This is a genomic window from Blastococcus sp. TF02A-26 (genome assembly GCF_003319125.1).
Classification (GTDB): domain Bacteria; phylum Actinomycetota; class Actinomycetes; order Mycobacteriales; family Geodermatophilaceae; genus Trujillonella.
The window spans coordinates 222682-245823 of sequence record NZ_QOHG01000003.1 but is presented as its reverse complement, the minus strand read 5'-3'; the positions used below and the strand labels follow the sequence as shown (position 1 = coordinate 245823).

General features: G+C 75.1%; 20 protein-coding genes. 3 read left to right on the top strand and 17 right to left on the bottom strand.

What is annotated here, in order from left to right; translation table 11 throughout:
* Window positions 1-3: 3 nt before the first annotated feature.
* A complete protein-coding gene (locus DQ240_RS04875; protein ID WP_233498504.1) occupies window positions 4-951 on the top strand; it encodes a nucleoside hydrolase in 948 nt (315 codons plus the stop codon).
* A 6-nt stretch (window positions 952-957) separates the two neighbouring features.
* On the opposite strand, the gene DQ240_RS04870 is transcribed toward DQ240_RS04875, so the two are convergent.
* Window positions 958-1644, bottom strand: coding sequence for a GAF and ANTAR domain-containing protein (locus DQ240_RS04870; protein WP_113838473.1), 687 nt, complete (start codon window positions 1642-1644; stop codon window positions 958-960).
* A gap of 135 nt (window positions 1645-1779) precedes the next feature.
* Here DQ240_RS04870 and DQ240_RS04865 point away from each other — a divergent pair, with 135 nt between their 5' ends.
* Window positions 1780-2277 carry an ATP-binding protein gene (locus DQ240_RS04865; RefSeq protein WP_113838472.1) on the top strand — a complete coding sequence of 166 codons (498 nt, stop codon included), beginning with the start codon at window positions 1780-1782 and terminating at the stop codon, window positions 2275-2277.
* Between the two features lie 69 nt (window positions 2278-2346).
* Here the strand turns inward: DQ240_RS04865 and DQ240_RS04860 are convergent, their stop codons facing one another.
* The 16 genes from DQ240_RS04860 to efeU all read right to left on the bottom strand — a co-directional run bounded on the left by DQ240_RS04860 (window position 2347) and on the right by efeU (window position 21935).
* The gene (locus tag DQ240_RS04860; protein ID WP_147261939.1) at window positions 2347-2853 is read right to left on the bottom strand and encodes a hypothetical protein; all 507 of its coding nucleotides are present in this window, start codon (window positions 2851-2853) and stop codon (window positions 2347-2349) included.
* Between the two features lie 208 nt (window positions 2854-3061).
* Window positions 3062-3241, bottom strand: a complete 180-nt coding sequence (locus DQ240_RS04855) for a hypothetical protein (protein ID WP_147261938.1) — start codon at window positions 3239-3241, stop codon at window positions 3062-3064.
* Window positions 3242-3403: 162 nt separating this feature from the next.
* On the bottom strand, window positions 3404-4990 hold the full coding sequence (locus tag DQ240_RS04850; protein WP_113838469.1) for a GTPase: 1587 nt from the start codon (window positions 4988-4990) through the stop codon (window positions 3404-3406).
* On the bottom strand, window positions 4987-6687 hold the full coding sequence (locus tag DQ240_RS04845) for an ABC transporter (RefSeq protein WP_113838468.1): 1701 nt from the start codon (window positions 6685-6687) through the stop codon (window positions 4987-4989). Before DQ240_RS04845 ends, DQ240_RS04850 begins: the two co-directional genes overlap by 4 nt.
* Window positions 6688-6730: 43 nt before the next feature.
* Window positions 6731-7369, bottom strand: coding sequence for a PilZ domain-containing protein (locus DQ240_RS04840; protein WP_113838467.1), 639 nt, complete (start codon window positions 7367-7369; stop codon window positions 6731-6733).
* A gap of 111 nt (window positions 7370-7480) precedes the next feature.
* Window positions 7481-8707, bottom strand: coding sequence for a diguanylate cyclase (locus tag DQ240_RS04835; RefSeq protein ID WP_113838466.1), 1227 nt, complete (start codon window positions 8705-8707; stop codon window positions 7481-7483).
* 77 nt (window positions 8708-8784) lie between these two features.
* Window positions 8785-9462, bottom strand: a complete 678-nt coding sequence (locus DQ240_RS04830; protein WP_233498503.1) for an NYN domain-containing protein — start codon at window positions 9460-9462, stop codon at window positions 8785-8787.
* Window positions 9463-9560: 98 nt separating this feature from the next.
* Window positions 9561-11648: a bifunctional diguanylate cyclase/phosphodiesterase gene (locus DQ240_RS04825; RefSeq protein WP_113838465.1), complete on the bottom strand. Its 2088-nt coding sequence runs from the start codon at window positions 11646-11648 to the stop codon at window positions 9561-9563.
* Window positions 11649-11794: 146 nt separating this feature from the next.
* The gene (locus DQ240_RS04820; protein WP_113838464.1) at window positions 11795-13414 is read right to left on the bottom strand and encodes an acyl-CoA dehydrogenase family protein; all 1620 of its coding nucleotides are present in this window, start codon (window positions 13412-13414) and stop codon (window positions 11795-11797) included.
* A 44-nt stretch (window positions 13415-13458) separates the two neighbouring features.
* Window positions 13459-13842, bottom strand: a complete 384-nt coding sequence (locus DQ240_RS04815; RefSeq protein WP_113838463.1) for an SRPBCC family protein — start codon at window positions 13840-13842, stop codon at window positions 13459-13461.
* A gap of 10 nt (window positions 13843-13852) precedes the next feature.
* Window positions 13853-15130, bottom strand: coding sequence for a competence/damage-inducible protein A (locus DQ240_RS04810; RefSeq protein ID WP_233498516.1), 1278 nt, complete (start codon window positions 15128-15130; stop codon window positions 13853-13855).
* A gap of 51 nt (window positions 15131-15181) precedes the next feature.
* Window positions 15182-16768, bottom strand: coding sequence for a serine/threonine-protein kinase (locus tag DQ240_RS04805; RefSeq protein ID WP_113838461.1), 1587 nt, complete (start codon window positions 16766-16768; stop codon window positions 15182-15184).
* A 134-nt stretch (window positions 16769-16902) separates the two neighbouring features.
* On the bottom strand, window positions 16903-18345 hold the full coding sequence (locus DQ240_RS04800) for a protein kinase (RefSeq protein ID WP_158548531.1): 1443 nt from the start codon (window positions 18343-18345) through the stop codon (window positions 16903-16905).
* A 222-nt stretch (window positions 18346-18567) separates the two neighbouring features.
* Window positions 18568-19887 (bottom strand): iron uptake transporter deferrochelatase/peroxidase subunit, encoded by a 1320-nt coding sequence (gene efeB, locus DQ240_RS04795; RefSeq protein ID WP_113838459.1) that lies wholly within the window; start codon window positions 19885-19887, stop codon window positions 18568-18570.
* Window positions 19888-19906: 19 nt separating this feature from the next.
* The gene (gene efeO / locus DQ240_RS04790; protein WP_113838458.1) at window positions 19907-21064 is read right to left on the bottom strand and encodes an iron uptake system protein EfeO; all 1158 of its coding nucleotides are present in this window, start codon (window positions 21062-21064) and stop codon (window positions 19907-19909) included.
* Complete coding sequence (efeU, locus tag DQ240_RS04785; RefSeq protein WP_113838457.1) at window positions 21051-21935, bottom strand: iron uptake transporter permease EfeU; 885 nt, start codon at window positions 21933-21935, stop codon at window positions 21051-21053. The genes efeO and efeU overlap by 14 nt, the downstream gene beginning before the upstream one ends.
* A 246-nt stretch (window positions 21936-22181) precedes the next feature.
* Here efeU and DQ240_RS04780 point away from each other — a divergent pair, with 246 nt between their 5' ends.
* The gene (locus DQ240_RS04780; RefSeq protein WP_113838456.1) at window positions 22182-23135 is read left to right on the top strand and encodes a cyclase family protein; all 954 of its coding nucleotides are present in this window, start codon (window positions 22182-22184) and stop codon (window positions 23133-23135) included.
* The last annotated feature ends 7 nt before the right edge of the window (window positions 23136-23142 follow it).

The window sequence follows — 23142 nt, the reverse complement described above, 5'->3', positions numbered from 1 at the left end:
GGCGTGGAGCAGCCGACCCCCCTCGTCATCGACACCGACCCGGGCATCGACGACGCGGTCGCGATCCTGCTGGCGCTGGCCAGCCCCGAGGTGGACCTGCGCCTGGTGACGACGGTGCACGGCAACGTCGACCTCGCCCAGACCACGGAGAACGCGCTGCGGGTGCTGCACCTGGCCGGCCGGTCCGACGTGCCCGTGGCCGTCGGAGCCCGCGGTCCGCTGGTGCACCCGATGGCCGAGCGCGCCGGGCACGTGCACGGGGCCGCCGGTCTGGGCGGCGTGCAGCTCCCGCCCTCGCCGGCCGCGGTCGACCCGCGCCCCGCGGTGGTCGCCCTCGCCGACCTGCTGACGACGGCGGAGCAGCCCGTGACCGTGTGCGCGATCGGGCCGCTGACCAACATCGCGCTGCTGCTGGCCGTGTACCCGGAGGCCGCGGCGCGGATCGGCCGGCTCGTCGTCATGGGCGGCTCCGCCGGTGCCGGAGGCAACGTCACGCCGGCCGCCGAGTTCAACGCCTGGGCCGACCCCGAGGCCGCCCAGGCGGTCTTCTCCTCCACCGTGCCGACGGTGATGGTCGGCCTCGACGTCACGCTCCCCACCGTGCTGGGCGCCGACGGCGTGGAGCGGTTCGCCGCGGCCGGCCCGCTCGGGGAGACCGCGGGAGCGATCCTGCGGCAGTACATGGACCACGCCCGCCGGACCTACGGGGTGGACGGCGTGGTGGTGCACGACGCGCTGGCAGTCACCGAGGCGGTCGTGCCCGGGACGCTGACGACCGTGCCGCGCGACGTCGTCGTCGACACGGGGCTGGGCGCCACCCGCGGGCTCACGCTCGTCGACCGCCGCGAGCCGTCGGGCTCGGCCACCGCGGTGCAGGTGGCCGAGGGCGTGGACAGCGCCGCGGCGGTGGAGTTCCTGGTGTCCCGGCTCGCCGCGCTCGCGGCGGGCTGAGCCGGGCTACTGCGGCTGGGTCGAGGCGACGACCCCCGTGGCGACCTCGCGCAGCTTGCGGTTGGCCCGCTGCGAGGCGGCGCGGAGGATCTCGAAGGCCTGCTCGGCGTCCACGTGCTGCTGGGCCATGAGCACGCCCTTGGCCTGCTCGATGACCGCGCGGGAGTCCATGGCGATCCGCATGTTGCGGGCCTGCTCGCCGAGCTCGTGGTGGGCCTCGGCGTTGGCGACGGCGACCGCGATCGCCTCCGCGACGTCCGTCCCGGCCGCCAGCGACTCCGGGGAGGCGAACGCGCCGGGCTGCGACGAGTAGTTGTTGAGCGCGCCGATCACGCCACCCTGGTAGGGCAGCGGCACCGACAGGGAGCTACGGACGCCCAGGTCGACCACGCGGGCGACGTAGTCCGGCCACCGCTGCTCGGTGCGCATGTCGTCGATCCGGAGGACCACACCACCACGGCCGGCGTCCAGGCAGGGGCCGTAGCCCTCGGCGTACTGGAGCTCGTCGGCCGCCAGGGCCATCTCCCCCTGGTAGGCGGCGGTCCACGCCTTGTCTCCGCGGACCAGGGTGATCGACGTGGACTCCGAGCCGGGGATGCCCGCGGTGGCGATCGCGGTGATCTCCTCGAGGACCTCGCCCAGCGCGCGCCCGGCCAGGACCACGCGGCTCAGGTCCCGCAGCAGCTGCTCCATGGGCGCGAGTGTGCCCGACGGGGGGCCCCCTGCCTCCGGTCCCCGCCCCTGCCGCTGCGGGACCGGCCGACGTCGGTCAGGATGGGCCGACCAGAGCACCGGTCGAGAAGCGGCCGGCGGACCCGAGGGAGAGCGATGGGCCAGCAGGCGTGGCCGCAGTCCGCGGTGCCCTCCGTCGCGGGCGACGTCTGGCACTGGCAGATCGACGCCATGCACGTCATCTCGCGCGTCCGGGCCGACCTCCGCGCCCGCATCGCCCACCCGTCGGTCTCCTCCACCTCGACGGAGGACGCGCGGGACGGGTTGCTGCTGGTCTTCGAGGAGCTGGCCTCCAACGCGCTCCGGCACGGCGGGGGCGCCGTCCGCGCCCTGGTGGTCGCCAACGACGAGGGCTGGCTGCTGGACCTCAGCGACGAGGCGCCCGAGAAGCCTCCGGTCCCGGCGGTCGACCGGGATCCCTCGCTGGGCGGCATGGGCCTGCACCTAGTCGCGCAGCTCTCCGTCCAGTACGGCTGGGAGTGCCGGCCGGGCCGCAAGCACGTGTGGGCGCGGCTGCCCTCCGGGCTGCGCTCCGTCCAGCCCGCGTCCGACCGGGTCCCCGAGCCCCGCTCCCCCCGCCTCCCCCAGGACTAGTCGCCTCTGGCGCCTGAGAGTCTGTCCACCACAAGTAGAACAAGCACACGGTGAAGCTCTCCGCGCTGACTACCACCTGGAGAAGGTCGCCGGATACTCCTCTGAATCCACACCCGGTGCGGAGTCGACAGCCCAGCCGAGGTCTCGAAGCACCTGCGCCGTCTCTTCCTGGGCATCGCGGACCGTCGCCCTCAGCTGGCGATGACGCCAGAGCTCTCGTCCGCGCTCGATGACATCGAGCCAGCCCGCACGGCGGTCCACTCCGCACTCCTGCACGAGGAACTGCAACAGGTCCTCCAGACAAGGACGAAACCGCTCGCCGCCAACCGGGATGTGCAGGGAAGACAAGTCATGGGGCTTCCCGACCCGGCTGGAATCAACAGCGTTCGCCCGGGCCAGCAAGTGGGAGAAAGCACCGCGCTCGGCGTGTACCTGCCAGTGCGAGCTCGGAGCTCTGCCCATGTCGGCCCGATAGTCCAGCCTGATGAGCGGCGTACGGTCCAGGGTCGACTTCACAGCAAAGTCCGACCGAACGGTCTTGAGGTAGGTACCGCTGCGATCCAGCCCGAGGAACATGGACAGGCTCAGGGTCGCAAGCGGCTCCCCGCCTACCAACAGAGGTACGCCTTCTCGGTCCCTGGGCCCGACGATGTAGCGCTCGAGGTTCGGTGCCCGGCGGGAGACGATCTCCGTCCTACCTGGGAGCACGCCATCCAACGTCTCTTGGATGGCCGTTGCGAATCCTGCTGACGCGACCTCGAGGGACCCCGCTGGCTCGCCGGCGCTACTCACCGAGGAGGAAGGCGATCTCGTCCAGCTCTTCCTTCACATCGAACTCGTGACCGGTCAGCGTCCGCGTCTCGGCCAGAGCCCTGAACTCGTCGAGCGAGAGCCCGAGCGCTGCCAGCAGCTCACGGCGTCGCTCTTCGAGCTTCGATCGCTCGACCGTGACCACTGGCGACATGCCACCCTCCACACCTTCTCCACATCGATGCGCGACTTACGCACAACGCTGTCTACAGGCTTCCACTGACACAAACCGCACGCCACGTAAGCCGTCGTCACGAGATCGAGTGAGCCGTCCTGGCAGAAGGAGCCAGCCGAGAGGAGGTCGCTCCGATGGCCGTCAGGCGGCGCGGGCGAGGGCGGCGGCGAAGCGGTCGGAGTCGGCGCGGACGCCGGCCATCGGCGCCAGCAGCTCCTCCTCCCCCACCGCGGCGACCGCGGCCCGCAGCCGGAGCTCGGCCCGCCGTCGCCGTCGTCGCGCGCGGAGCCGCACGAACGGCCGGGCCAGCAGCGCCAGCAGCGCGCCGCCCAGCAGGCCGCCGACCAGCAGCAGCGTCGGCAGCGGGATGCCCTCCACGCGGGGCATCGGCACGACGTCGTCCAGCTGGAGCAGCCCGAGCCCGGCCAGCGCGAGCAGCCACAGGACGCCGACCAGTGCCACCCCGGCCAGCAGCCACTGGAGGCCGCCGACGGCGCGCTGCCACAGCGGTGTCCGGTCGACGCCGAGGTCCGTTCCGGCGACCGCCGCGTCGAGCCGGTCGGCCAGCCGGTCCTCGCTGACCGCCACCTCCCGGCGCAGCGCCTCGGCCCAGGGGTGGGCCAGGCCCGCACCCGCGGTCTCCCGTGCGGCCCGGACGGCGGTGCTGAGGGCGGCCTTCTGCACCGCGCCGGCGGCGGGCAGGGAGGTGCGCGCCGAGGAGGCCTCGCCGAGGTGCAGCCGGCGCAGCGGGTCCGGGCGCAGCTTCCGCGTCCAGCGGACCAGCGGCCAGCCCGTGGCCGCCGCGCCGTCCCGGCGGACCGAGCGCTCCACCGCCGCCCCGACCACCGGCACCCCGGCGGCACCGGCCAGGGCGTCGGTCAGCCGCTCCCGGTCCCCGCGCCCCACCCGGGAGTCGCCCGCCTCGGCCGCGCAGCAGTCCCGCAGCTCGGCCACGGCCGCCGAGACGTCCGCCCCGAGCCGCTCGGTGGCCGCCTTGCGGGCGGCGACCCGCTGCACGAGGTCGGCCCGCAGCTCCCCGAGCCCGGTGCCGGTGCGCCCCGAGACGGCGAGCAGGGGCGTGGACGCCAGCCCCTCCCGGTCCAGGAGCCCGCGCAGGTCGGTCAGGCAGGCCCGGGCAGCGGCGGGGTCCAGCCGGTCGACCTGGTTGAGCACCACGAGCAGCACCCCGGCGTGGCCGGCCAGCGGCACGAGGTAGCGCTCGTGCACCGCGGCGTCGGCGTACTTCTCCGGGTCGAGCACCCAGACCAGCACGTCGACGAGGCCGACCAGCCGGTCGACCTCCAGCCGGTTCTCCAGCCGGATGCTGTCGTGGTCGGGCAGGTCGAGGAGGACCAGTCCGTCCAGCGCCGGGTCCCCGGGGTGCCGGTGCCGGCGGGGCACCTCCAGCCAGTCCAGCAGGCGGTCCTGCGGATCGGCGCCCCAGACGGTCGCGTGCGCGACGCCGGTGGTCGGCCGGCGCACCCCCGGGCTGCTCACCTCGGCGCCGGACAGCGCGTTGAACAGCGTGGACTTGCCGCTGCCGGTCGCGCCGGCCAGCGCCACGACCGTCGCCTCGCCCAGCGCCGTCCGCGCGCCGGCCTTGGCCAGCAGGGACCGGGCGCGGCCGAGCGCCTCCGTCTCCGGACCCTCCAGCCGGTCGGCGGCGACGTCGACGGCCTCCCGCAGCGCCGCCAGCCGGTCCGCCAGCGGCACCTCGCGTGCCCTCATCGGCCCGCCCGGACCGCGGCGACCAGCTCGGCCGCGGCCGCCCGCAGGCCCGAGGCGACCCCGTCGGCCGGTGCAGCCGCGGCGATCCGGGCGTCGAAGCGGTCGCGCTCGGTCTGCAGGAGCCGGTCCGTGCGGCTCAGGAGATCCTCCCGGGCCCGGTCGGCCAGCGAGCGGACGGCGGAGTCGCCCAGCACCGCCTCCAGCAGTCGTTGACCCAGCGCCGTCGTCCCCCCGGCGACGGCGACCTCCGCCCCGGACAGGCCGCCGGTCGAGGCGAAGACGGCGACCATGACCACCGCGCCGGCGCCGTTCACGCCCCAGGAGGTCAGCCGCGCGCGGGTGCGCTTGTCCGCCCCCTGGTCGCGGACCAGGTCGAGCACCCCGCCCTGCCAGTCGCGGACCTGCGCCGCGGCGGCCTCGGGGAAGTCCGGCGAGACGCGCGAGAACCCGTCGGCGTCCTCCGCCAGCAGCGCGGCGCCGCCGGGCAGCGCGCGCCAGGTCCCGACCGTCCGCTCGGCGGCGCGGTCGGCCTCGGCGCGCAGCAGGGCGGCGACGCCGGTCTCCAGGGCGCCGGAGAGGTCCTCGGCGGGCGTGGGGCGCCCGGTGAGCGCGGCGGCGAGCCGGTCCCGCAGCCGGCCGACCGAGCTCTGCAGCGAGCGCATCCACTCGCCGGTCCCGACGAACTCCTGCCAGCGGGCCAGCACCTCACCGCGCAGCAGCGCTCCGCCGCGGACACCCTCGTCGATCGAGGCGCAGGCGTCGGCGTAGGCGGCGTGCGCGGACGCCGACAGCTCCCGGGCGGCGCGGTCCTGCTCGTCGACGGCGGCGGCGACGTGCCCGACCCGGTCCTCGAGGCTGGCCAGCGCACCGCCGAGGGTCTGCCGGACGACGGCGGCGCGCTGCTCGCGGTCGGCGGCCAGCGCGTGCAGCCAGCCGCGCAGCGGGGCCACCTGCTCCTCGGGCAGCAGCCCCCCGGCCAGCGGCCCCTCCTCGACGACGAACAGCCGGGCACTCGCCAGGCCGGCGCGCTGCAGCATCCCGGTGAGATCCGCGGCGACCTCCGCGGCGGCCTCGGGCGGCACCCGGTCGAGCACGACGGCCAGGGCGGTGCCGCGCTCCTGCGCCGTCCGCAGCAGGTCCCACGGGACGGCGTCGGCGTAGCGGGCCGCGGTCGTGACGAAGACCCACAGGTCGGCGGCGCCGAGCAGCTGGGCGGCGAGGTCGCGGTTGGAGGCGACGACGGAGTCGACGTCCGGCGCGTCCAGCAGCGCCAGGCCCGGGGGGAACCCCTCGTGCGGGACCAGCTCCAGCGTGCCGGGGCCGCCGGGACCGCCGGTGACGCGGGCCAGGCCGGGCAGCACCCGGTCGCCGGCGAAGGACGCGGCGTCCCCGGGCGAGCAGACGAGCACCGGCGAGCGCGTGGTGGGGCGCAGCACCCCCGAGGTGGTGACCGGTGCCCCGACCAGGCTGTTGACCAGCGTGGACTTCCCCGCGCCGGTGGACCCGCCGACGACGGTGAGCAGCGGGGCGTCGAGGTCGAGCAGCCGCGGCAGCAGGTAGTCGTCGATCTGGTCGACCACCGCGCGGGCGGTGCGCCGGGCCTCGTCCCGCCCGGCGGTGGCCAGGCCGAGGGGCGCCTGGGCGAGCCGGTCGCGCACCTCGCGGAGCGCCTCGGGCAGGCGGGCGGGGAGCGTCACCGGGGCGGGATGCCCCGAACCGCCCCCGGCTACCCGCCCGTCGTCAGTCGATGGCGCTACGCGCCCGCTCCTCGCGCAGCTCCTGGAACACCCGGCGGCGCAACCGGTCCTGCTCGCGCTCGGGCGGGTCGACGAAGCGCAGGCTCATCACCCAGTCCGGACCGCGGGTCTGGACCCGCACCACCTCGGCCCGGTACCAGACCGCGCCGTCCTCCAGCTGCACGGTCACCCCGAGCACGCTGCCCGTTTCGGGCACGGTGCCGTACCCGTCGACGGTGACGCGGACCCCGGCCTCGCTGAGGTCCGAGGACTCCCCGGCGAGGTCCAGGCCGTACATCGTCACGGTCACCGGCAGGCTGAGCCGGCAGCGGACGGCGATGCGGCGCTGGCGGTCGACCGCGGCGCCGGTGACCGTGAGGTACCAGCGCGGAACGGCGCCGAACTCGACGCGGGCCACCACGGCGCGCAGCGCGCGACCGCCGGCCGGGCCCTGCCAGAAGACCTCGACCTCCTCGCCGACGGCGACGATCTCCTGGCCGACGAAGTCCCCGACCGAGGGGCGGACGACGACCGCGTGCTCGTCGGCCCGCTCGACGCGCACGTTGACCGACAGCCCTCGCCCCACCGACGTCACGTCGGCGGCGGTGTCGGCCACGGGGTGGTCGACGTGCGGATCGTTCATCGTTGCGTCCTGGTGGTGCTGGAGAGCGGCGCCCCCATGGGCCGGGAAGAGGACCGTAACCGCTCGCGGAACGAGTTCGGCCGTTGCGGGCGGGTGTCTCACCCCGCCGGGTCAGCGGCCGGCGTCGGCCGTCTCGTGCGGCGCGCGGGGACGCGGCAGGGGTGTGCCGACGGCGTTGCGGGTGGCCTTGGCGGCGTACAGGCGCTCGTCGGCCCGGCTCATCAGCTCCGCGGGGCCGAGCCCGGTGCCGGCGGCCACGCCGAGGGAGAGGGTGAGCTCACCCGCGGTGAACCCGGGCAGGACCAGGGCGGCCACCGCACGGCGCAGGTCCTCGGCCAGCTCGGTGGCCCGGTCGGCGTCGGACCCGGGCATGAGGACGGCGAGCTCGTCGCCGCCGATCCGGGCGACCAGGTCACCGGACCGGACGCGGCGGATGAGCAGGCGGGCGACCTCGCGCAGCGCGGCGTCCCCGCCGGCGTGCCCGTGCCGGTCGTTGACCTGCTTGAAGTGGTCGACGTCGATGACGACCACCGCCACCGGGTCGCTGCCGGCGCCGGCCGCGTCGCAGGCGGCCTCGAGCTCGGCGTCCCAGCGGCGGCGGTTGGCCAGGCCGGTGAGCGGGTCCTCGTGGCTGAGCCGCTCGAGGCGGTCCAGCAGGAGGCGGGTGCGCTCGCGCTCGCGGAGCAGGTGCACGCGGGTGGACAGCTCGTTGGCACCCAGGGTGTGGCGGACGGCGTGCGTGACGGTGGCGACGACCGTCGCGGTCGCCAGCCAGAAGGCGATCGCGGCCACGTCGCCGTCGGAGATCGGGACCGGGGCGAAGGCGATGGCGGCGCCGAGACCGGCCCACGTCACCGCGCTCAGCGCCACGGTCCAGCGCACCTGGGCGGCCAGGACACCGCCCACGCCGTAGATGGCGAGGGACAGACCGGAGGCGTAGGACTCGGTCTCCTCGACCTGGGCGACCATCCAGCAGATCGACAGCTGGACGAACACGAGGATCACCAGCGTCAGCTGCTCGGGTCGCCGGTGGCCGAGCGGGGACCGCCACAGCAGGTAGAGGCAGATCAGCATCGGGATCTCGGCGAGCGCCCGGACGACGAGGAACTGCCCGGCGAGCTGCGGTTCGAGGTAGCGGTCCAGGAACGCCCAGGCCGGGAAGACGACGACGGACACGAGGCCGACGACGATGCCCGAGGCGCGGGCCCGGCGCAGCTGCTGCGCGGCCACCTCCGCCGCACCGCCGGGGTCCCGGTCGACCGCACGACCGCCGTCGGACGCCGGCGCGTCGCCGGCGAGCAACGCGCCGACGAGGCGGCGGACGACGGAGGTGGGCACACCCGACCATCGGCACCGCGGGACACCGACCTTCGGGGCGGTCGACCCCACCCCCCTCAGGGGGGTGAGACGGCCGGTCAGCCGCCGCGGCGGGCGGTGAAGCCGGCGACGAACTCGCGCAGCCCCTTGGTGGGCCGCAGCCAGGCGCCGTCGGGCGGGAGCGCGTCGAGCCGGACGCGGTCCAGCGGGGCGGCGAAGGCCCCCGGCACGTCCTCGATGTCGATGAACTCCAGCAGCTCCGAGCCGATCGCGTAGCCGGCGACCTCGCTGAACGCGACGACCACCACCTGGGTGCCGGCCCGCACCAGCTCCTCGAGGGGCTCGGCGAAGTTGCGCCCGTCGCCGGAGAACACGACCAGCCGCCGCAGCCGGTGGCTGTGCGCCCGGACGGCGATGTGGTCGAGCATGTCCTGGTCGATGTCGTCGTCCGGCTGCGTCTTGGGCCGGGCGAAGACCGAGTAGCCGAAGCCGCGCAGTGCCTCCACCCAGCCCCGCATGCTGCCGACCACCGGCGGGATGTTGGCGAACACGCACGCCTCGACGTCCGGGGCGTCCGGAGCCGCCGGATCCCCGGCCGCGTCGACGAACCAGGCGGCGATCGCGTCGAACCGCGGACGCGAGGCCGCGGTGGGCCGGGCGCCGATCACCGTCGACAAGGTCATGTCGATGTTCGGCGCGTCCCAGATGAGCAGGTCCAGCGCCGGGCGCTGCCGGTCCTGCGCTGGGGCGGCCGCGGGCTCGAGCAGTTCCGTCACGGGGGCAGTCTGCCCGGCGACCGGCGCCGACGCCGAGAGGGAGGCCGCCGGCTGCTGCGGCGACCCGCCCGGCGAGCGCGCTCTCCTGCGCGGCGCGCTCAGCGCAGCGATCCCGCGAGGGCCATGGCGCAGGAGTCGCCACCACCGGCACGCACCCGGCCGGCCCACCGCCACACGTCGCTCGCCGGCATGGGACGCGCCAGCAGGTAGCCCTGCGCCAGGTCGCAGCCGGCCTCCCGCACCATGCGCAGGTGCTCCGGGGTCTCCACGCCCTCCGCCACCGAACGGATGCCCAGGGTTCGGGTGAGCGCGACGATCGCGGCCAGGACCGCGCCGGTGCCCCCGGCGGTCAGCCGCTGGGCGGCGATCAGCAGCGAGCGGTCGATCTTCAGCGTCCCGATCGGCAGCGCCATGAGCTGGGCCAGGGACGACCAGCCGGTGCCGAAGTCGTCGATGGCCACCCGGACGCCGGAGTTGCGCAGCACCGAGAGCTGGTCCTCCGCGCGCGTCGGGTCCTCGGCGACGCTGGTCTCGGTCAGCTCCAGGACCAGCTGGTCCGGCGCCAGCCCCGAGTCGTGGAGCGCGACCCGGACGTCGCGGACCAGCGTCTCGGCGGAGAAGTGCCGGGCGCTGATGTTCACCGACATCCGCAGGTCCAGCCCCTGGGCGGCCCACTCGGCGGCCTGCCTCGTCGTCTCGCCGAGCAGCCACCGGGTGATCGGGATCAGCTGCCCGGTCTCCTCGGCCACGGAGAGGAAGGCGTCGGGCGTGAGCAGGCCCCGCTCGGGGTGCTGCCAGCGCAGCAGCGCCTCCACGCCGTCGATCGCCCCGGTGTCGACCCGCACGACCGGCTGGTAGTGGACGACGAGCTGGTCCAGCGCGCCGTCGCGCAGCGCGTTGGCCACCTCCAGCCGCCAGCGGGCCGCGTCGCGCAGGCCCGGCGAGAAGAGGTGGATGCGGTCGCGGCCCGAGCCCTTCGCGGCGTAGGCGGCCGCGTCGGCGTCGCTGAGCAGCTGGTGCGCCTGGCGCTGTCCGGGCTGCCCGACGGCGACGCCGATGCTGGCCGACAGCGGGACGGAGATGCCCTCGGCGACGAACGGCTGGACGAAGGACTGCTGCAGCCGGAAGGCCAGTGCCGCGGCCTCGGAGAGGTCGCACTCGCGGGCGAGGACGAGGAACTGGTCCCCGCCCAGGCGGCCGACCGCGTCCGAGGGGCGGACCTGCGCCGCCAGCCGGCTGCCGACCTCCCGCAGCAGCTCGTCGCCGACCTCGTGGCCCAGCGAGTCGTTGACCGTCTTGAAGCCGTCGAGGTCCAGGAAGAGCAGCGCGGTGCGGGTCGGCTCCTCGGCCAGCGCCTCTCCGGTCAGCTGGAGCAGCCGGCCGCGGTTGGGCAGCCCGGTCAGGTCGTCGTGGGTCGCCCGCCAGAGCAGGGCCTCCTGGTGGCGCACCCGCTCGGTGATGTCGGTGTGCGTGACCACGACCTGGCCCGAGTCCTCGACCCGGGCCGCCTGCATCCGCCACCACAGGGTGCGGTCGGCGTAGGTCGCCGAGTAGTCGAGGACGAAGGCCGGACCGGGGGCCTCGAGGAGCTGTCGCAGCCCCTCCTCGATGCGCCGCACGTCCTCGGGCGAGAGGGCCTGCGCCATCAACTGGAGGTAGTGGTCGCCCACCCGCGCCGGGCGGAAGCCGTCCCCACGGGCGGCGTCCGCGGCGAGTGTCCACACCCGGTTGGTCGTGAGGATCCGCCAGTCGGCGCCGATGAGCACCGTGGGCGGCGGCACCGCGTCGAGCACGGAGGTGAGCTGCCGGATCTCCTCGGCCTGCTCGTCGCGGACACGACGCTCGGTCTCGACGTCGCGCAGGAAGACCGCCAGCCCCAGGGAGTCGGCGAAGGCACGGACCTCGAACCAGCGATCGACCGGCTCGTAGAGGTATTCGAAGCTCCGCGGCTGGCCGTCGGCGAGGACCGCTGCCAGCTGGCTCTCCATCTCCGTGCCGCGCAGGGCCGGGAAGGCCTCGAAGAGGTCGTGGCCCAGCAGGTCCTCGGCGCGCCGCCGGACGAGCTCCTCCACCGCCGCGTTCAGGTAGGTGATCTGCCAGTCGCGGTCGAGGTGGTACACGGCGTCGGGCACCGTCGCCAACAGATCGCGCTGCGTGGCCGTGGCCCCACCGTCGTCTCCGTGCACTGGCCCGCTTTCTTCTCCCCCTGCGGAGCTCCGCCCCCGTGCTCCGGGAGCCGCCGTGCCGGAGCACCGCGCCACCCCCACGACGGCACGGAGTCCGGCGCACGTCCGAGAGTAGTGGCACGCCGCGCCTCGGGGCAGGGGTCGTGTCAGGCGGGCGCGACGACCGCCCGCTCGACGATCCGGCCCACCGGGGTGCCCGCCGGGAGAGTGCCCAGGACAGCGCCCCAGTCGCCGCCCAGCCGGGTGGCGCAGAAGGCGTCGGCCACCGCCGCCGGGGCGTGGCGCAGCAGCAACGAGCCCTGCAGGCACAGCGCCAGGAGCCCGGCGATCCGCCGCGCGCGCAGCTCCAGCCCCGCGGGGTCGCCGAGCTCGGCCTGCAACCGCGTGACGGCGTCGTCGTAGCGGGCGTCGGCGCCGCGGGCGAGCTCCAGCTCGGCGCTGACGGCGGCCAGCGACTCCGTGGACCGTCCCAGCGCCCGGAGGACGTCGAGGGCGATGACGTTGCCCGACCCCTCCCAGATGGAGTTGAGCGGTGCCTGCCGGTAGAGCCGAGGCATCCCGGACTCCTCGACGTAGCCGTTGCCGCCGAGCACCTCGAGGGCCTCGGCGACGACCCCGGGCGTCCGCTTGCAGACCCAGAACTTCGCCGCCGCGCCGGCCAGCCGCAGGAACGCCGACTCCCCGCCGTCGACCGCGGCCGCCAGCCGGACCGCCAGCGCCGTCGCCGCCTCGCTCTCCACGGCGAGGTCGGCCAGCACGTTCTGCATCAGCGGCTGGTCGCACAGCAGCGCCCCGAACGCCCGCCGGTGCCGGGCGTGGTGCAGCGCCTGCGTCAGCGCCGCGCGCACCGTGGCCGCCGAGCCGATCACGCAGTCCAGCCGCGTGGAGTTGACCATCTCGATGATCGTGGGGACGCCGCGGCCGGGCTCCCCCACCAGCCAGGCCGTCGTCCCGTCGAACTCCACCTCGCTGGAGGCGTTGGCCCGGTCGCCGAGCTTGTCCTTGAGCCGCTGCAGCCGGAGGACGTTGCGGGTGCCGTCGGGCAGCACGCGCGGCACGAGGAAGCAGGAGACGCCCTCGGGCAGCTGGGCGAGCACGAGGAACAGGTCGCTCATCGGGGCCGAGGTGAACCACTTGTGGCCGGTCAGCCCGTACGTGCCGTCGCCGTTCGGGACCGCTCGGGTGGTGTTCGCGCGGACGTCGGAGCCGCCCTGCTTCTCGGTCATGCCCATGCCGGCGACCAGCCCGGCCTTGCCGGTGGGCGCCCGCAGCCCGAACTCGTACCCGCGGGCGGTGAGGCCGGGCTCGTAGACGGCGGCGAGGTCGGGAGCAGCGCGCAGCGCGGGGACGGCGGCGTAGGTCATCGTGACCGGGCAGCCGTGGCCCATCTCGACCTGCGTCCAGCCGAGGTAGCCGACCGCGCGGCGGACGTGCGCGTGCGACGCGGGATCGGTCCACGGCGCGCCGGCGAGGCCGTGCTCGAACGCCGTCCGCATGAGCTCGTGCCAGGCCGGGTGGAACTCCACCTCGTCGATCCGGTGCCCGTAGCGGTCGTGGGTCCGCAGCACCGGGCGGTTCTCGTCGGCCAGCCGGCCCCACTCGCGGGCCTGCTCGCTGCCGGCCACCGCGCCGAGGCCGGCCAGCGAGGCCAGCGTGTCGGCGTCGGCGTGCCGCACGCAGGCCTCGGCGAGGGCGGCGTCCCCGGCGATGGGGTCGTGGCCGGTCAGCGGCGGGACCTGGTTGGTGACCTCGTGGGTGACGCTCATGGGTCAGGACGGTAGGACGCCGGTGGGTTCCACGTGGAACCCGCTCAGCGGACGAGGCGGTGCAGCGCCCACTGCGCGAGCGGGGCGTAGGCCAGCACCAGCGGCGCCGGGCCGGTCGTGCGCAGGCCGGTGGTGGTGCCGCCGTCGGGGCCGTCGGTCACCCAGTGGTGCAGCTGCATCCGCAGGGGGCCGACGCCGACCGACCACGACCACGACCGCGCCTGCGGGTCGACCGCCTCGATCGTGAAGGGAAGCGGGACCCCGAGGCCGCGCACCCGGCCGCGGGCGCCGGCGGTCAGGAGCCGATGGTCGCAGTCGACGCCGGTGATCTGCGGCGCCCACTCGGACCAGCGGTCGAGGTACCGGTAGCGGTCCCAGGCCCGGTCCGGGGAGAGCGGGCCGGTGGCGTGCAGCGTCGTCGTCGTCATGCCGTCCTCCTCATGCCGGGGGCCCGCCCAGCAGCAGCTCGCGGAGCATCTGCACCGCCAGGACGACGGAGCGCTCCCGGACCGCCGACCGCGAGCCGGGCAGCCGGACCGACCGCGCGACGACGCCCTCGGGACCCGCCACGCACAGGTGCACCGTGCCGACCGGCTTGTCGGCCGTCCCGCCACCGGGCCCGGCGATCCCGGTGATGCCCACGCCCACGTCGGCGCCGAAGCGCGACCGCGCGCCGTCGGCCAGTGCCCGGGCGACCTGCGGGCTCACCGCACCGTGCTCGGCGAGCATCTCCGCCGGGACGTCGACCATCGCCTCCTTGGCCGAGTTGGCGTAGGAGCACACCCCGCCCAGCACCCACGCCGAGGAGCCGGGCCGCTCCGTGAGCCGCGCGACCAGCAGCCCCCCGGTGCAGGACTCCGCCGTGGCGATGGTGAGTCCCTGTGCCTCGAGCGCGCCCGCCACGAGGTCGTCGACGGTCGGGCCGGTGGAGTACAGGGTGTCGGGGTACTCGGCGGCGAGCAGGGCGGCCAGGCGGTCGTGGGCCGGCTGCGCGTCGGGGGCGAAGCGGGTGACGATCTCCAGCTCGCCGTCCCGCAGGCAGGTGGTGATCTCCAGGCCGGCCAGCTCCGCGTCGTGGTCGCGCAGCGTGGCGGCCAGCTGGGCCTCCAGCGTGCCCCACAGCCGCACCGTCTCCTGACGCAGCTCGCCCCCAGCGGCGAGGACGGCGGCGACGGCAGCGGCCTCCAGCGCGGCCGGCCACATGCCCTGCAGCTCCGGCGGCGGGCCGGGGAGGACGACCACCGGCGGGCCGCTGCGGCCCTCCGCCGGGGGGACGACGAGGCCGGGCGCGGTGCCGACCGGCTCGAGCACCGTGGCGCCCGCGGGCACCCGCGCCTGCTTGGCCACGCCCGCCGCCTGGGCCGCAGGGTCGACCCGCCACCCGCGGCGGGCGGTCAGGCGGGCGACGATCGCGGCGATCCGCGACTCGAGCTCCGGGTCGACCTCCGACGGCCGGCCCTGCCAGTCCCCGACGACCTGGGCGGTGAGGTCGTCGGCCGTGGGGCCCAGGCCACCGGAGGTGATCAGCAGGTCCACGCCCGCTCCGGCGAGGAAGTCCAGGGCCGCCCGCAGGTCCTCGGGCCGGTCGCCCACGACCACGACCGAGGCGACGTCGAGCCCCTGCCGGCGCAGCTGCTCGGCCAGCCAGGGTCCGTTGCGGTCGGCCACCCGGCCGGTGAGGACCTCGGTCCCGGTGACGACGATGCCCGCGCGCATACCCACGGGGCCGACCCTAGGTGGGCCGGCCGGGACCCGCCGTCCGCTGGCTCAGGCCGCGGGCGTCCCGGTGGGGGTGCTCGTCGTCGGCGCGCTGGGGGTCGGCGTCGAGGTCGTGCTCGTCGGCGACCCGGTGTCCGTCGCCGGGCTGCTCGACGGCGTCGACGTGCCGGTCGGGTCCGGCGTGCCGGAGGCCGGCGGCGGAGCGGTGTCCGTCGGCAGGGCGGGGGTGGTCGACGGGCTGGGGGCGGCGTCGCTCACGACCGGCTCGTCCCCGTCGACCACGGCGACGCCACCCCCACCGCCACCACCACCGCCGCTGGGCACCCGGTCGGCCTGGGGCGCCACGGCGTACCAGACCGTCACGTCGTCGCCCGGTCGCAGCGCGCGCCCGGTGGGGCTGATCCGCGTCACCGTGCCCGGCTCGACCCCGACGGCGACCTCCCCGCGGCGGAACACGCTGAGCCCGAGCGCGGAGAGCTCGCTCGCGACGTCCTCGATCGACCGGTCGACGTAGTCGCCGGCGGTGAGGACGACCGTGTCCGCCTCCTGCGTCTGGGCGGCGGCGACGGGGGTCGACGGCGGCGTGCTGGACAACGCGAGGAAGACCCCGGCGGCCGCGGCGGCGCCCAGCAGCAGCGCCACCAGGGGGACGAGAACCGCGCTCGCCCGGCGCCGGACCGGGGGTGGCGGGGTGCGGCGCGCGCCGACGAGAGCGGTGTCGGGGCCGGTGTCGGAGCGACCCGGCGGCGGGGCGAGGGGCACCGCCCGGAGCCCGGTGTCGCGCGGCTCGTCGGCCGGCGCACGACCGGCACGGACGGCCGCGACGGCCTCGGCGAAGGCCCCGCCGTCGGGCATGCGCGCGGCCGGGTCCTTGGCCAGCGCGCGGGTGATGATCGTGCGGACCCCGGTCGGCAGGTCCGCCGACAGCGGCTCGGGGTCCTCGCGGAGCTGCTTGAGCGCGATGGTGACGGCGTTGTCGCCGTCGAACGCCGGGTGGCCGGCCAGGCACTCGTAGCCGACCAGGCCCAGCGCGTAGACGTCGCTGGCCGGGGTGGCGAGGCGGCCCTCGGCCTGCTCCGGCGACAGGTACTGCGGGGTCCCGATCACCTGACCGGTGCGGGTCAGCGGCACGCTGCCGGCCGACCAGGCGATGCCGAAGTCGGTGATCTTCACGCTGCCGTCGGGGCAGACCAGGATGTTGCCCGGCTTCACGTCCCGGTGGACCAGCCCGACCCGGTGCGCCTCGGAGAGGGCCGCGGCCGTCTGCTGCAGCACCGACAGCGTGGTCGCGGTGTCGAGCGGGCCCTCGCGGCGCAGCACCGCCGAGAGCGGCTCGCCCTCGACGAGCTCCATGACGAGGTAGGCGAGCGTCTCCCCGTACTCCGACCGGGTCTCCCCGTAGTCGAAGACGCTGGCGATGTTGGGGTGCGACAGCGCGGCGGCGTGCTGCGCCTCGGCGCGGAAGCGGGCCAGGAACGTGGGGTCGCCGGTGTACTCGCTGCGCAGGACCTTGACGGCGACCGGCCGGCCGAGCAGCACGTCGGTGCCGCGCCAGACCTGTCCCATGCCACCGGAGGCGATGAGCTGGGCGAGCTCGTACCGCTCGCCCAGGTTCTGCCGCCCCGGCTCCACCACCGCGGTTCCCCCTCGCCTACGAGCCTCGTGCACGACCAGGAGGCGCCGGTGCCCGGCCCCCCGGATGTCCACCGCCGTCGATCCCTACACATCCTCCCAGGCGACCGCGTCCCGGGGAACGGGCCCCACCCGACTCATCCGTCACGTCCGTGTCGGTCCTGCCACGCCTCCCACTCCGAGCGCAGGCGATCCTCCACGGCCTGCCACCACTGGCGGAGCTGCTCGCGCGGGTCCGGGGTGGTCACCACGGGCGGAGGGGCCGGGAGCGGGACCGGAGCCGGAGCAGGGGCCGGAGCAGGGGCCGGGAGGGGTACTGGAGCAGGAGCCGGGAGGGGTGCCGGAGCAGGGGCCGGGGCTGGAGCGGGCGCGGCAGCCGGGGCAGGGGTGGAGCTCGGCGTGCGCTGCGGGACGGCGGCCGGTGCGGACGGGGACGCGGGGGGCACGGAGGACGAGGTCGGAGCAGCCGCGTCCGGCGACGAGAGGGCCGGCGAGATCGGGGGCGGCTCGGGGACCGGAGGAGCGCCGGTGTCGGTGGGCGCTGCGGAGACCTGCGCCTCCGGGAGGAGGGCGGCAGCCACCTCGGCAGACGTGGGGGCGGCCGCCGCGGAGTCGCCCCCCGGGGCCGCCGAGGCCGGGGCCTCGGGGGCGACACCTGGTCCGACGCACACGGCCGCGATCGCGAGCACGACGGCCGCGACCACCGCGCGGTGCCGCAGGTCCGGCCGGGTTGCCGGGACGGATGGGTCCGCCACGGAGGGTGCGGCGTCGACGGTGCGCTCGACCGCCGCGGCACGACCGGCCGGCGACCCCGGACGGCCGAGTGGCGCGGTGACCGGGGAGGGCGCGGCACCGGTTCCGCGGAGGGTGGCGACGGCGGCACCGAGCTCGGTGGCGTCGGAGAAGGCCAGCTCCGGGTCGGTGGACAGCAGCCGCCGGACGACGGTGCGGACCGCGGGCGGGAAGGCGCCGAGCGACGCGATCCGGTCACCGGACAGGTGCCGGCGGGCGACGGTCACAGGGTCGAAGGTGCGGCGGCCGACGAGACAGCGCTCGATGATGCGGCCCAGGGCGCGCAGGTCCCCGGCCGGGCTGGCCGACGGCAGTGCCGATGCGGGGGACTCCCCGATACCGGCGATCTTGACCGTGCCGTCGGCGGACACCAGCAGGCTGGATGGGTGCAGCGCCCCGTGCACCAGGCACCGCTCATGGGCGGCGGCCAGTCCGGCGGCGGTCTGCGCGAGGACGTCCAGGGTGCGGTCCAGGGGGAGGACGTCGCTGTCGGCCAGCAGGGCCGACAGCCGCTGCGCCTCGACGTGCTCACGGACGACGTAGGTGCCCTCGCCGGTGGTGCCGTGGTCCTGCACCGCCCAGACGTTCGGGTGGGTGACGACACCGACGACCCGGACACGGGCGCGGTGCGCCGCCGAGCCGGGCTTCTCGCGGGGGAAGACCTCGACCAGCACCGGCCGGTCCTCCGCCAGGTCGCGGCCGAGCCACAGGTCGCCCGGCGCGGTCCATGTCACGGGCTCGACGAGCTCGTAACGGTCCCCGAGCAGGTCCCGGCCGGCTGTGACCACGCGTCGTCCTCCAGGGGCACCGTGCGGAGGGTCACGCAGAGTGTCCGCTCTCACTCGTCAGGGCTGTCCGGGCGTCACGGTGCCAGCCAGGAGGCCCTCGTCGTCACCCTCCGTACGCAGGGGCCACCCTCGCGAGCGTTGCCCGCCGGGGGGATCCACCCGGTCGGGTGAACGCCGGCCCCGCGGAGCTCCCCGCGCCCCGCGAGTGCCGGCGTGCGGCGGTCAGCCCTCGAAGAGGGCGCGCCCCCACCAGTCGGCGTCGTCGCGGATCCCCGGCGGGCAGGCGAACACCGCCGAGGAGGTGTGCCGGACGTACTCGTTCATCGCGTCCGACCGCAGGTTGCGCTGGACCTGCACGAAGCCGGTCTCCGGGTTCCGCTGGAAGGCGATGAAGAAGAGCCCGGCGTCCAGGCGGCCGAGCCCGTCGCTGCCGTCGACGAAGCTGTAGCCGCGGCGCAGGATCGCCGTCCCGGCGTTCGTCGGGTGGGCGAGGAAGACGTGGCTGGTCTCCGGGATCGCGAACTCGCCGTCGACCTGTGCGGTGAAGTCGACCGGGTCGAACTCCTCCCGCTGGCCGAGCGGGGCGCCGGTGCCCTTCGTCCGCCCGATGGTCTGCTCCTGCTCGCGCAGGTTCGAGCTGTCCCAGGGCTCGATGAGCATCCGGATCCGGCGGGTGACCAGGTAGGAGCCGCCGCGCAGCCACTCCGCGTCGTCGTCCCCCACCCAGACGAACCGGTCGAGCGTCTCGGTGTTCTCCGCCTTGAGGTTGTCCGTGCCGTCCTTGAAGCCGAAGAGGTTGCGCGGCGTGCTCTGGCCGGTGCTGGTGGACGACGTCCGGCCGAAGCCCAGCTGCGACCACCGCACGCTGACCACGCCGGCACCCAGGCGGACCAGGTTGCGGACGGCGTGCACCGCCACCTGCGGGTCGTTGGCGCAGGCCTGGATGCACAGGTCCCCGCCGCTGATCGCCGGGTCGATCTGGTCGCCGGGGAACGACGGCAGCTCCACCAGCGGTGCCGGCCGGCGCTCGGCCAGCCCGAAGCGGTCGACGCCGTCGGCCGTGGTGAACAGCGTCGGGCCGAAGCCCACCGTGATCGTCAGCCCGGCCGCCGGCAGGCCGAGGGCCTCCCCCGTGTCGCCGGGGACGTCGTACTCGCCGTCCGGGATCGCGCCGGAGGAGCCGGCGTCCTGCCCTGCGGTCATCCGCCGGGCGGCCGCCGTCCAGTCCTGGAGCAGCCGGACCAGCTCGTCGCGGCTGTCGGTCGTGACGTCGAGCGCGACGAAGTGCAGCCGGTCCTGCGCGGGCGTGACGATGCCGGCCTGGTGCTCGCCGGTGAACGCGACGGCCTCGGTGGCCGCCGTGCCCACGTCGGCCGGCGACGGCGCCGGGTCGGCCGTCGCCCGCCCGAGCGCGGTGCCCGCGACCCCGCCGGCCAGCACCCCCGCCGTCCCCACCCCGAAGGCCCCGAGCAGTCGCCGGCGGGAGAGTCCCGACGGCGACGCCTCGGAGGCGCGGGGCTGGGGGTCGGCGGGCGTGCTCATGGGGCGGGGACGTCCTTCATCAGCGGTCGGCGACGACGGAGGCGACCTGGCCCACGGACTCCGAGAGGGCGGTGATGCTGTCGCTCAGCCCGCGCAGCTGCTCCTCGGTGAGCTGGTCGTGGAGCATCCAACCGTCGCCGGACCGGTACTGTTCCAGCTCCGCCTCGGCCGCGGCGAACCGCTCGTCGATCTCCGTCACGAGCTCCGGCTCGGCCTCCTCCAGGAACGGCCGCAGCGCCTGGACGGCGGCCTCGGAGCCCTCGAGGTTGGCCGCGAAGTCCCACAGGTCGGTGTGCGAGTAGCGGTCCTCCTCGCCGGTGATCTTGCCCGTGGCGATCTCGTCGAGCAGCGCCTTGGCGCCGTTGGCCAGCTGCAGCGGGTCCAGGGTCTCCTCGTTCGCCAGCGCCACGATCTCCTGGACGTTCGCCAGCAGCTGGTCGGCGTACGGGCCCATGTCGGAGACGTCGCCGGCGACCCACAGCGCCTGCTCGATGCGGTGGAAGCCGGTGAAGTCCTGGCCCGGCTCCTGGTCGCCCTCGCGGCCGTCGATCAGCGGGTCGAGGTCGCCGAAGACCTCCGCCACGGGCTCGATGCGCTCCCAGTAGGTGCGCGCGACGGGGAAGAGCGTCTTGGCGCCCTCGATGTCCCCGGCCTTGACGGCGTCGACGAACGCGGTGGTCTGCTCGAGCAGCGCGCCGGTCTGGCTCTGCACGTAGCGCTGGTAGTCCTCGCCGGCCCGGGCGAGCGTCTCGTCCTCGCCGAGTTGCTCGGCCTCGCCGGTCACGGTCAGGTCCGAGCGGATCCCGTCGCCGACCATGCCGGGCTTGCAGGCGGTCTCGTAGTCCCCGGCGGGCAGCTCGACCAGCAGCTCGCGGGTCAGGCCGGGGGCGATGTTCTCGACCTCGCCCATGACGCGGTCGCCCTCGGCGTAGACGTAGAACTCGGTGACCTGCGAGCCGCCGTTGGAGATCTCGAAGCTGTGCGTGCCGGCGGGCAGCTCGGCGGCGTCGACCTCGCAGGCGTCGTCGGACGCGGCGACCGCGATCGTGTCGGCGGCGGCGCTGCCGGAGCCGCCCGAGTCGCCGTCGTCGGAGGCACAGGCGGCGGCGGTCAGGGCCGCGAGCACCCCGACGGCGACGAGGGGGAGACGGCGGCTGCGACGGTCACGAACGGACATGCTGGGGGGTCTCCGACTGGGTGGTGGGGGTCTGGCGGGCGGTGGTGCGGGGAGGTGTGCGGGCCGGCCACAGGAACAGGGCCAGCACCGGGACCAGGTAGGCGACGTAGGCGACCATCTCCAGCACCGTGGGCGCTGCGGTGATGTTGAACATCCCGGCGATCGCCGCGCCGTACCAGCTGTTGGGGTCGAGGACGCCGGAGATGTCGAACGCCTGCGTGGTCAGGCCGGGCAGGACCCCGGCCTCCTGGAAGTCGTGCACGCCGTACTTGAGGATGCCGGCGGCGACGAGGACGAGCAGCACGCCGCTGACGGTGAAGAACTTCGACAGGTCGACCCGGATGGCGCCGGCGTAGAGACCGAACCCGAGGACGACGGCGGTGAGCACCCCGGCGGAGATCGCCACCAGCGGGGTGGAGGTCGTGCTCGCCCCCTGCGCGGCGGCGTAGAAGAGCAGCGTCGTCTCCAGGCCCTCGCGGACCACGGAGAGGAAGGCGACGCCGGCCACGGCCAGCGTGCCCATGCCCAGGGCCTGCGCCAGCTGGCCGGTGAGCTCACCCTTGAGCTTCCGCGCCGTCCGGCGCATCCAGAAGATCATCCAGGTGACGAGGACGACGGCCAGGACCGACGTGATCGCCTCGAACAGCTCCCGCGACCGGTAGTCGGCCAGCAGGCGGGTCTCGGTGTAGGTCAGCAGGAAGCCGAACAGGACCGACAGGCCGACCGCGGCGGCGACACCCGCCCACAGCGGGAGCAGCTGCCGACGCCGGTCGGCCTTGACCAGGTAGGCGACGAGGATGCTCACCACCAGGGTGGCCTCCAGCCCCTCCCGGAGGCCGATCAGGTAGCTGGCGAGGAACGCCTGGCCCATGGTGCCCCCGCGGGAACTCGGTGTGCCCCGTCGGCTGACCAAGGGCAGGCACACCTTACTCATCCTGGTTGGGTGCACCAACTGGTGTCGCACAACTGACTCAGCGTCGGTCGGACGTCGGTCGGACGTCGGTCGGACGTCGGTCGGACGTTGCGAGGACGTTGCACGGGTCCTTCCCCGCCTTGTCCGACCTCGTCCGTGCTGTGACGGTGGGCACACCCCCGCTTCCACCACGAGGAGACCGACGTGCCCGACGCCCCCGACATGACCGAGGTCCTGGCCGACTCCCCCACCAACTGGGGCAAGTGGGGTGAGGACGACGAGGTCGGCTCGCTGAACTACCTGACCGCGGACGAGGTCCTGCGCGGGATCCGGCACGTCCGCCAGGGCAAGGTCTTCACCCTCCAGCGGCTGATCGGCGACCCGAAGGGCGACCCGGTGTGGCCCGGGCGCACGCCGGCCGAGCGCACCCAGATCCTCGACGAGTCCAGCTGGGACTCCCCCGACGCCCCGCAGTTCCCCGGCGGCCTGCACTACGCCGACGACAAGATCAACGCCTTCCTCCAGGGCTCCACGCAGTACGACGCGCTGGGCCACGTCTGGTACGGCGGCCAGATCTGGAACGGCTACGACGCCCGCACCACCGTCGGCGGCATGCAGAAGGCCGGCGTCGAGCCGATCGCCCGGCGCGGCGTGGTGGGCCGCGGCATCCTGCTGGACATGGCCCGCTTCCGCGGGAAGCCGACCCTGGACAAGGGCGAGACGTTCACCCACGAGGACCTGGTGGCCTGCGCGGAGGCCCAGGGCACGCCGATCGAGAAGCACGACGTCCTGGTCATCCGCACGAACTTCCTGCAGCTGTTCCACGAGCAGGGCGACGCGTTCTACGAGGGCTTCAACGAGCCCGGGCTGGTCTACAGCCCCGAGCTGGTGCGCTGGTTCCAGGACATGGAGATCCCGAACCTGGCGACCGACACCATCGCCAACGAGGTCACCTTCGACCCCAACAACGGCACCGCCCTCCCGCTGCACTGCGCCCTGATGCGCAACCTCGGCGTGACCCTCACCGAGATCTGCGACCTGGAGGAACTGGCCGCCGACTGCGCCGAGGACGGCCAGTTCACGTTCCTCTGGGCCGCCGCCCCGCTGAAGATCCACCTGGCCACCGGCTCGCCGGTCAACCCGCTGGCGATCAAGTAGGCCGGAC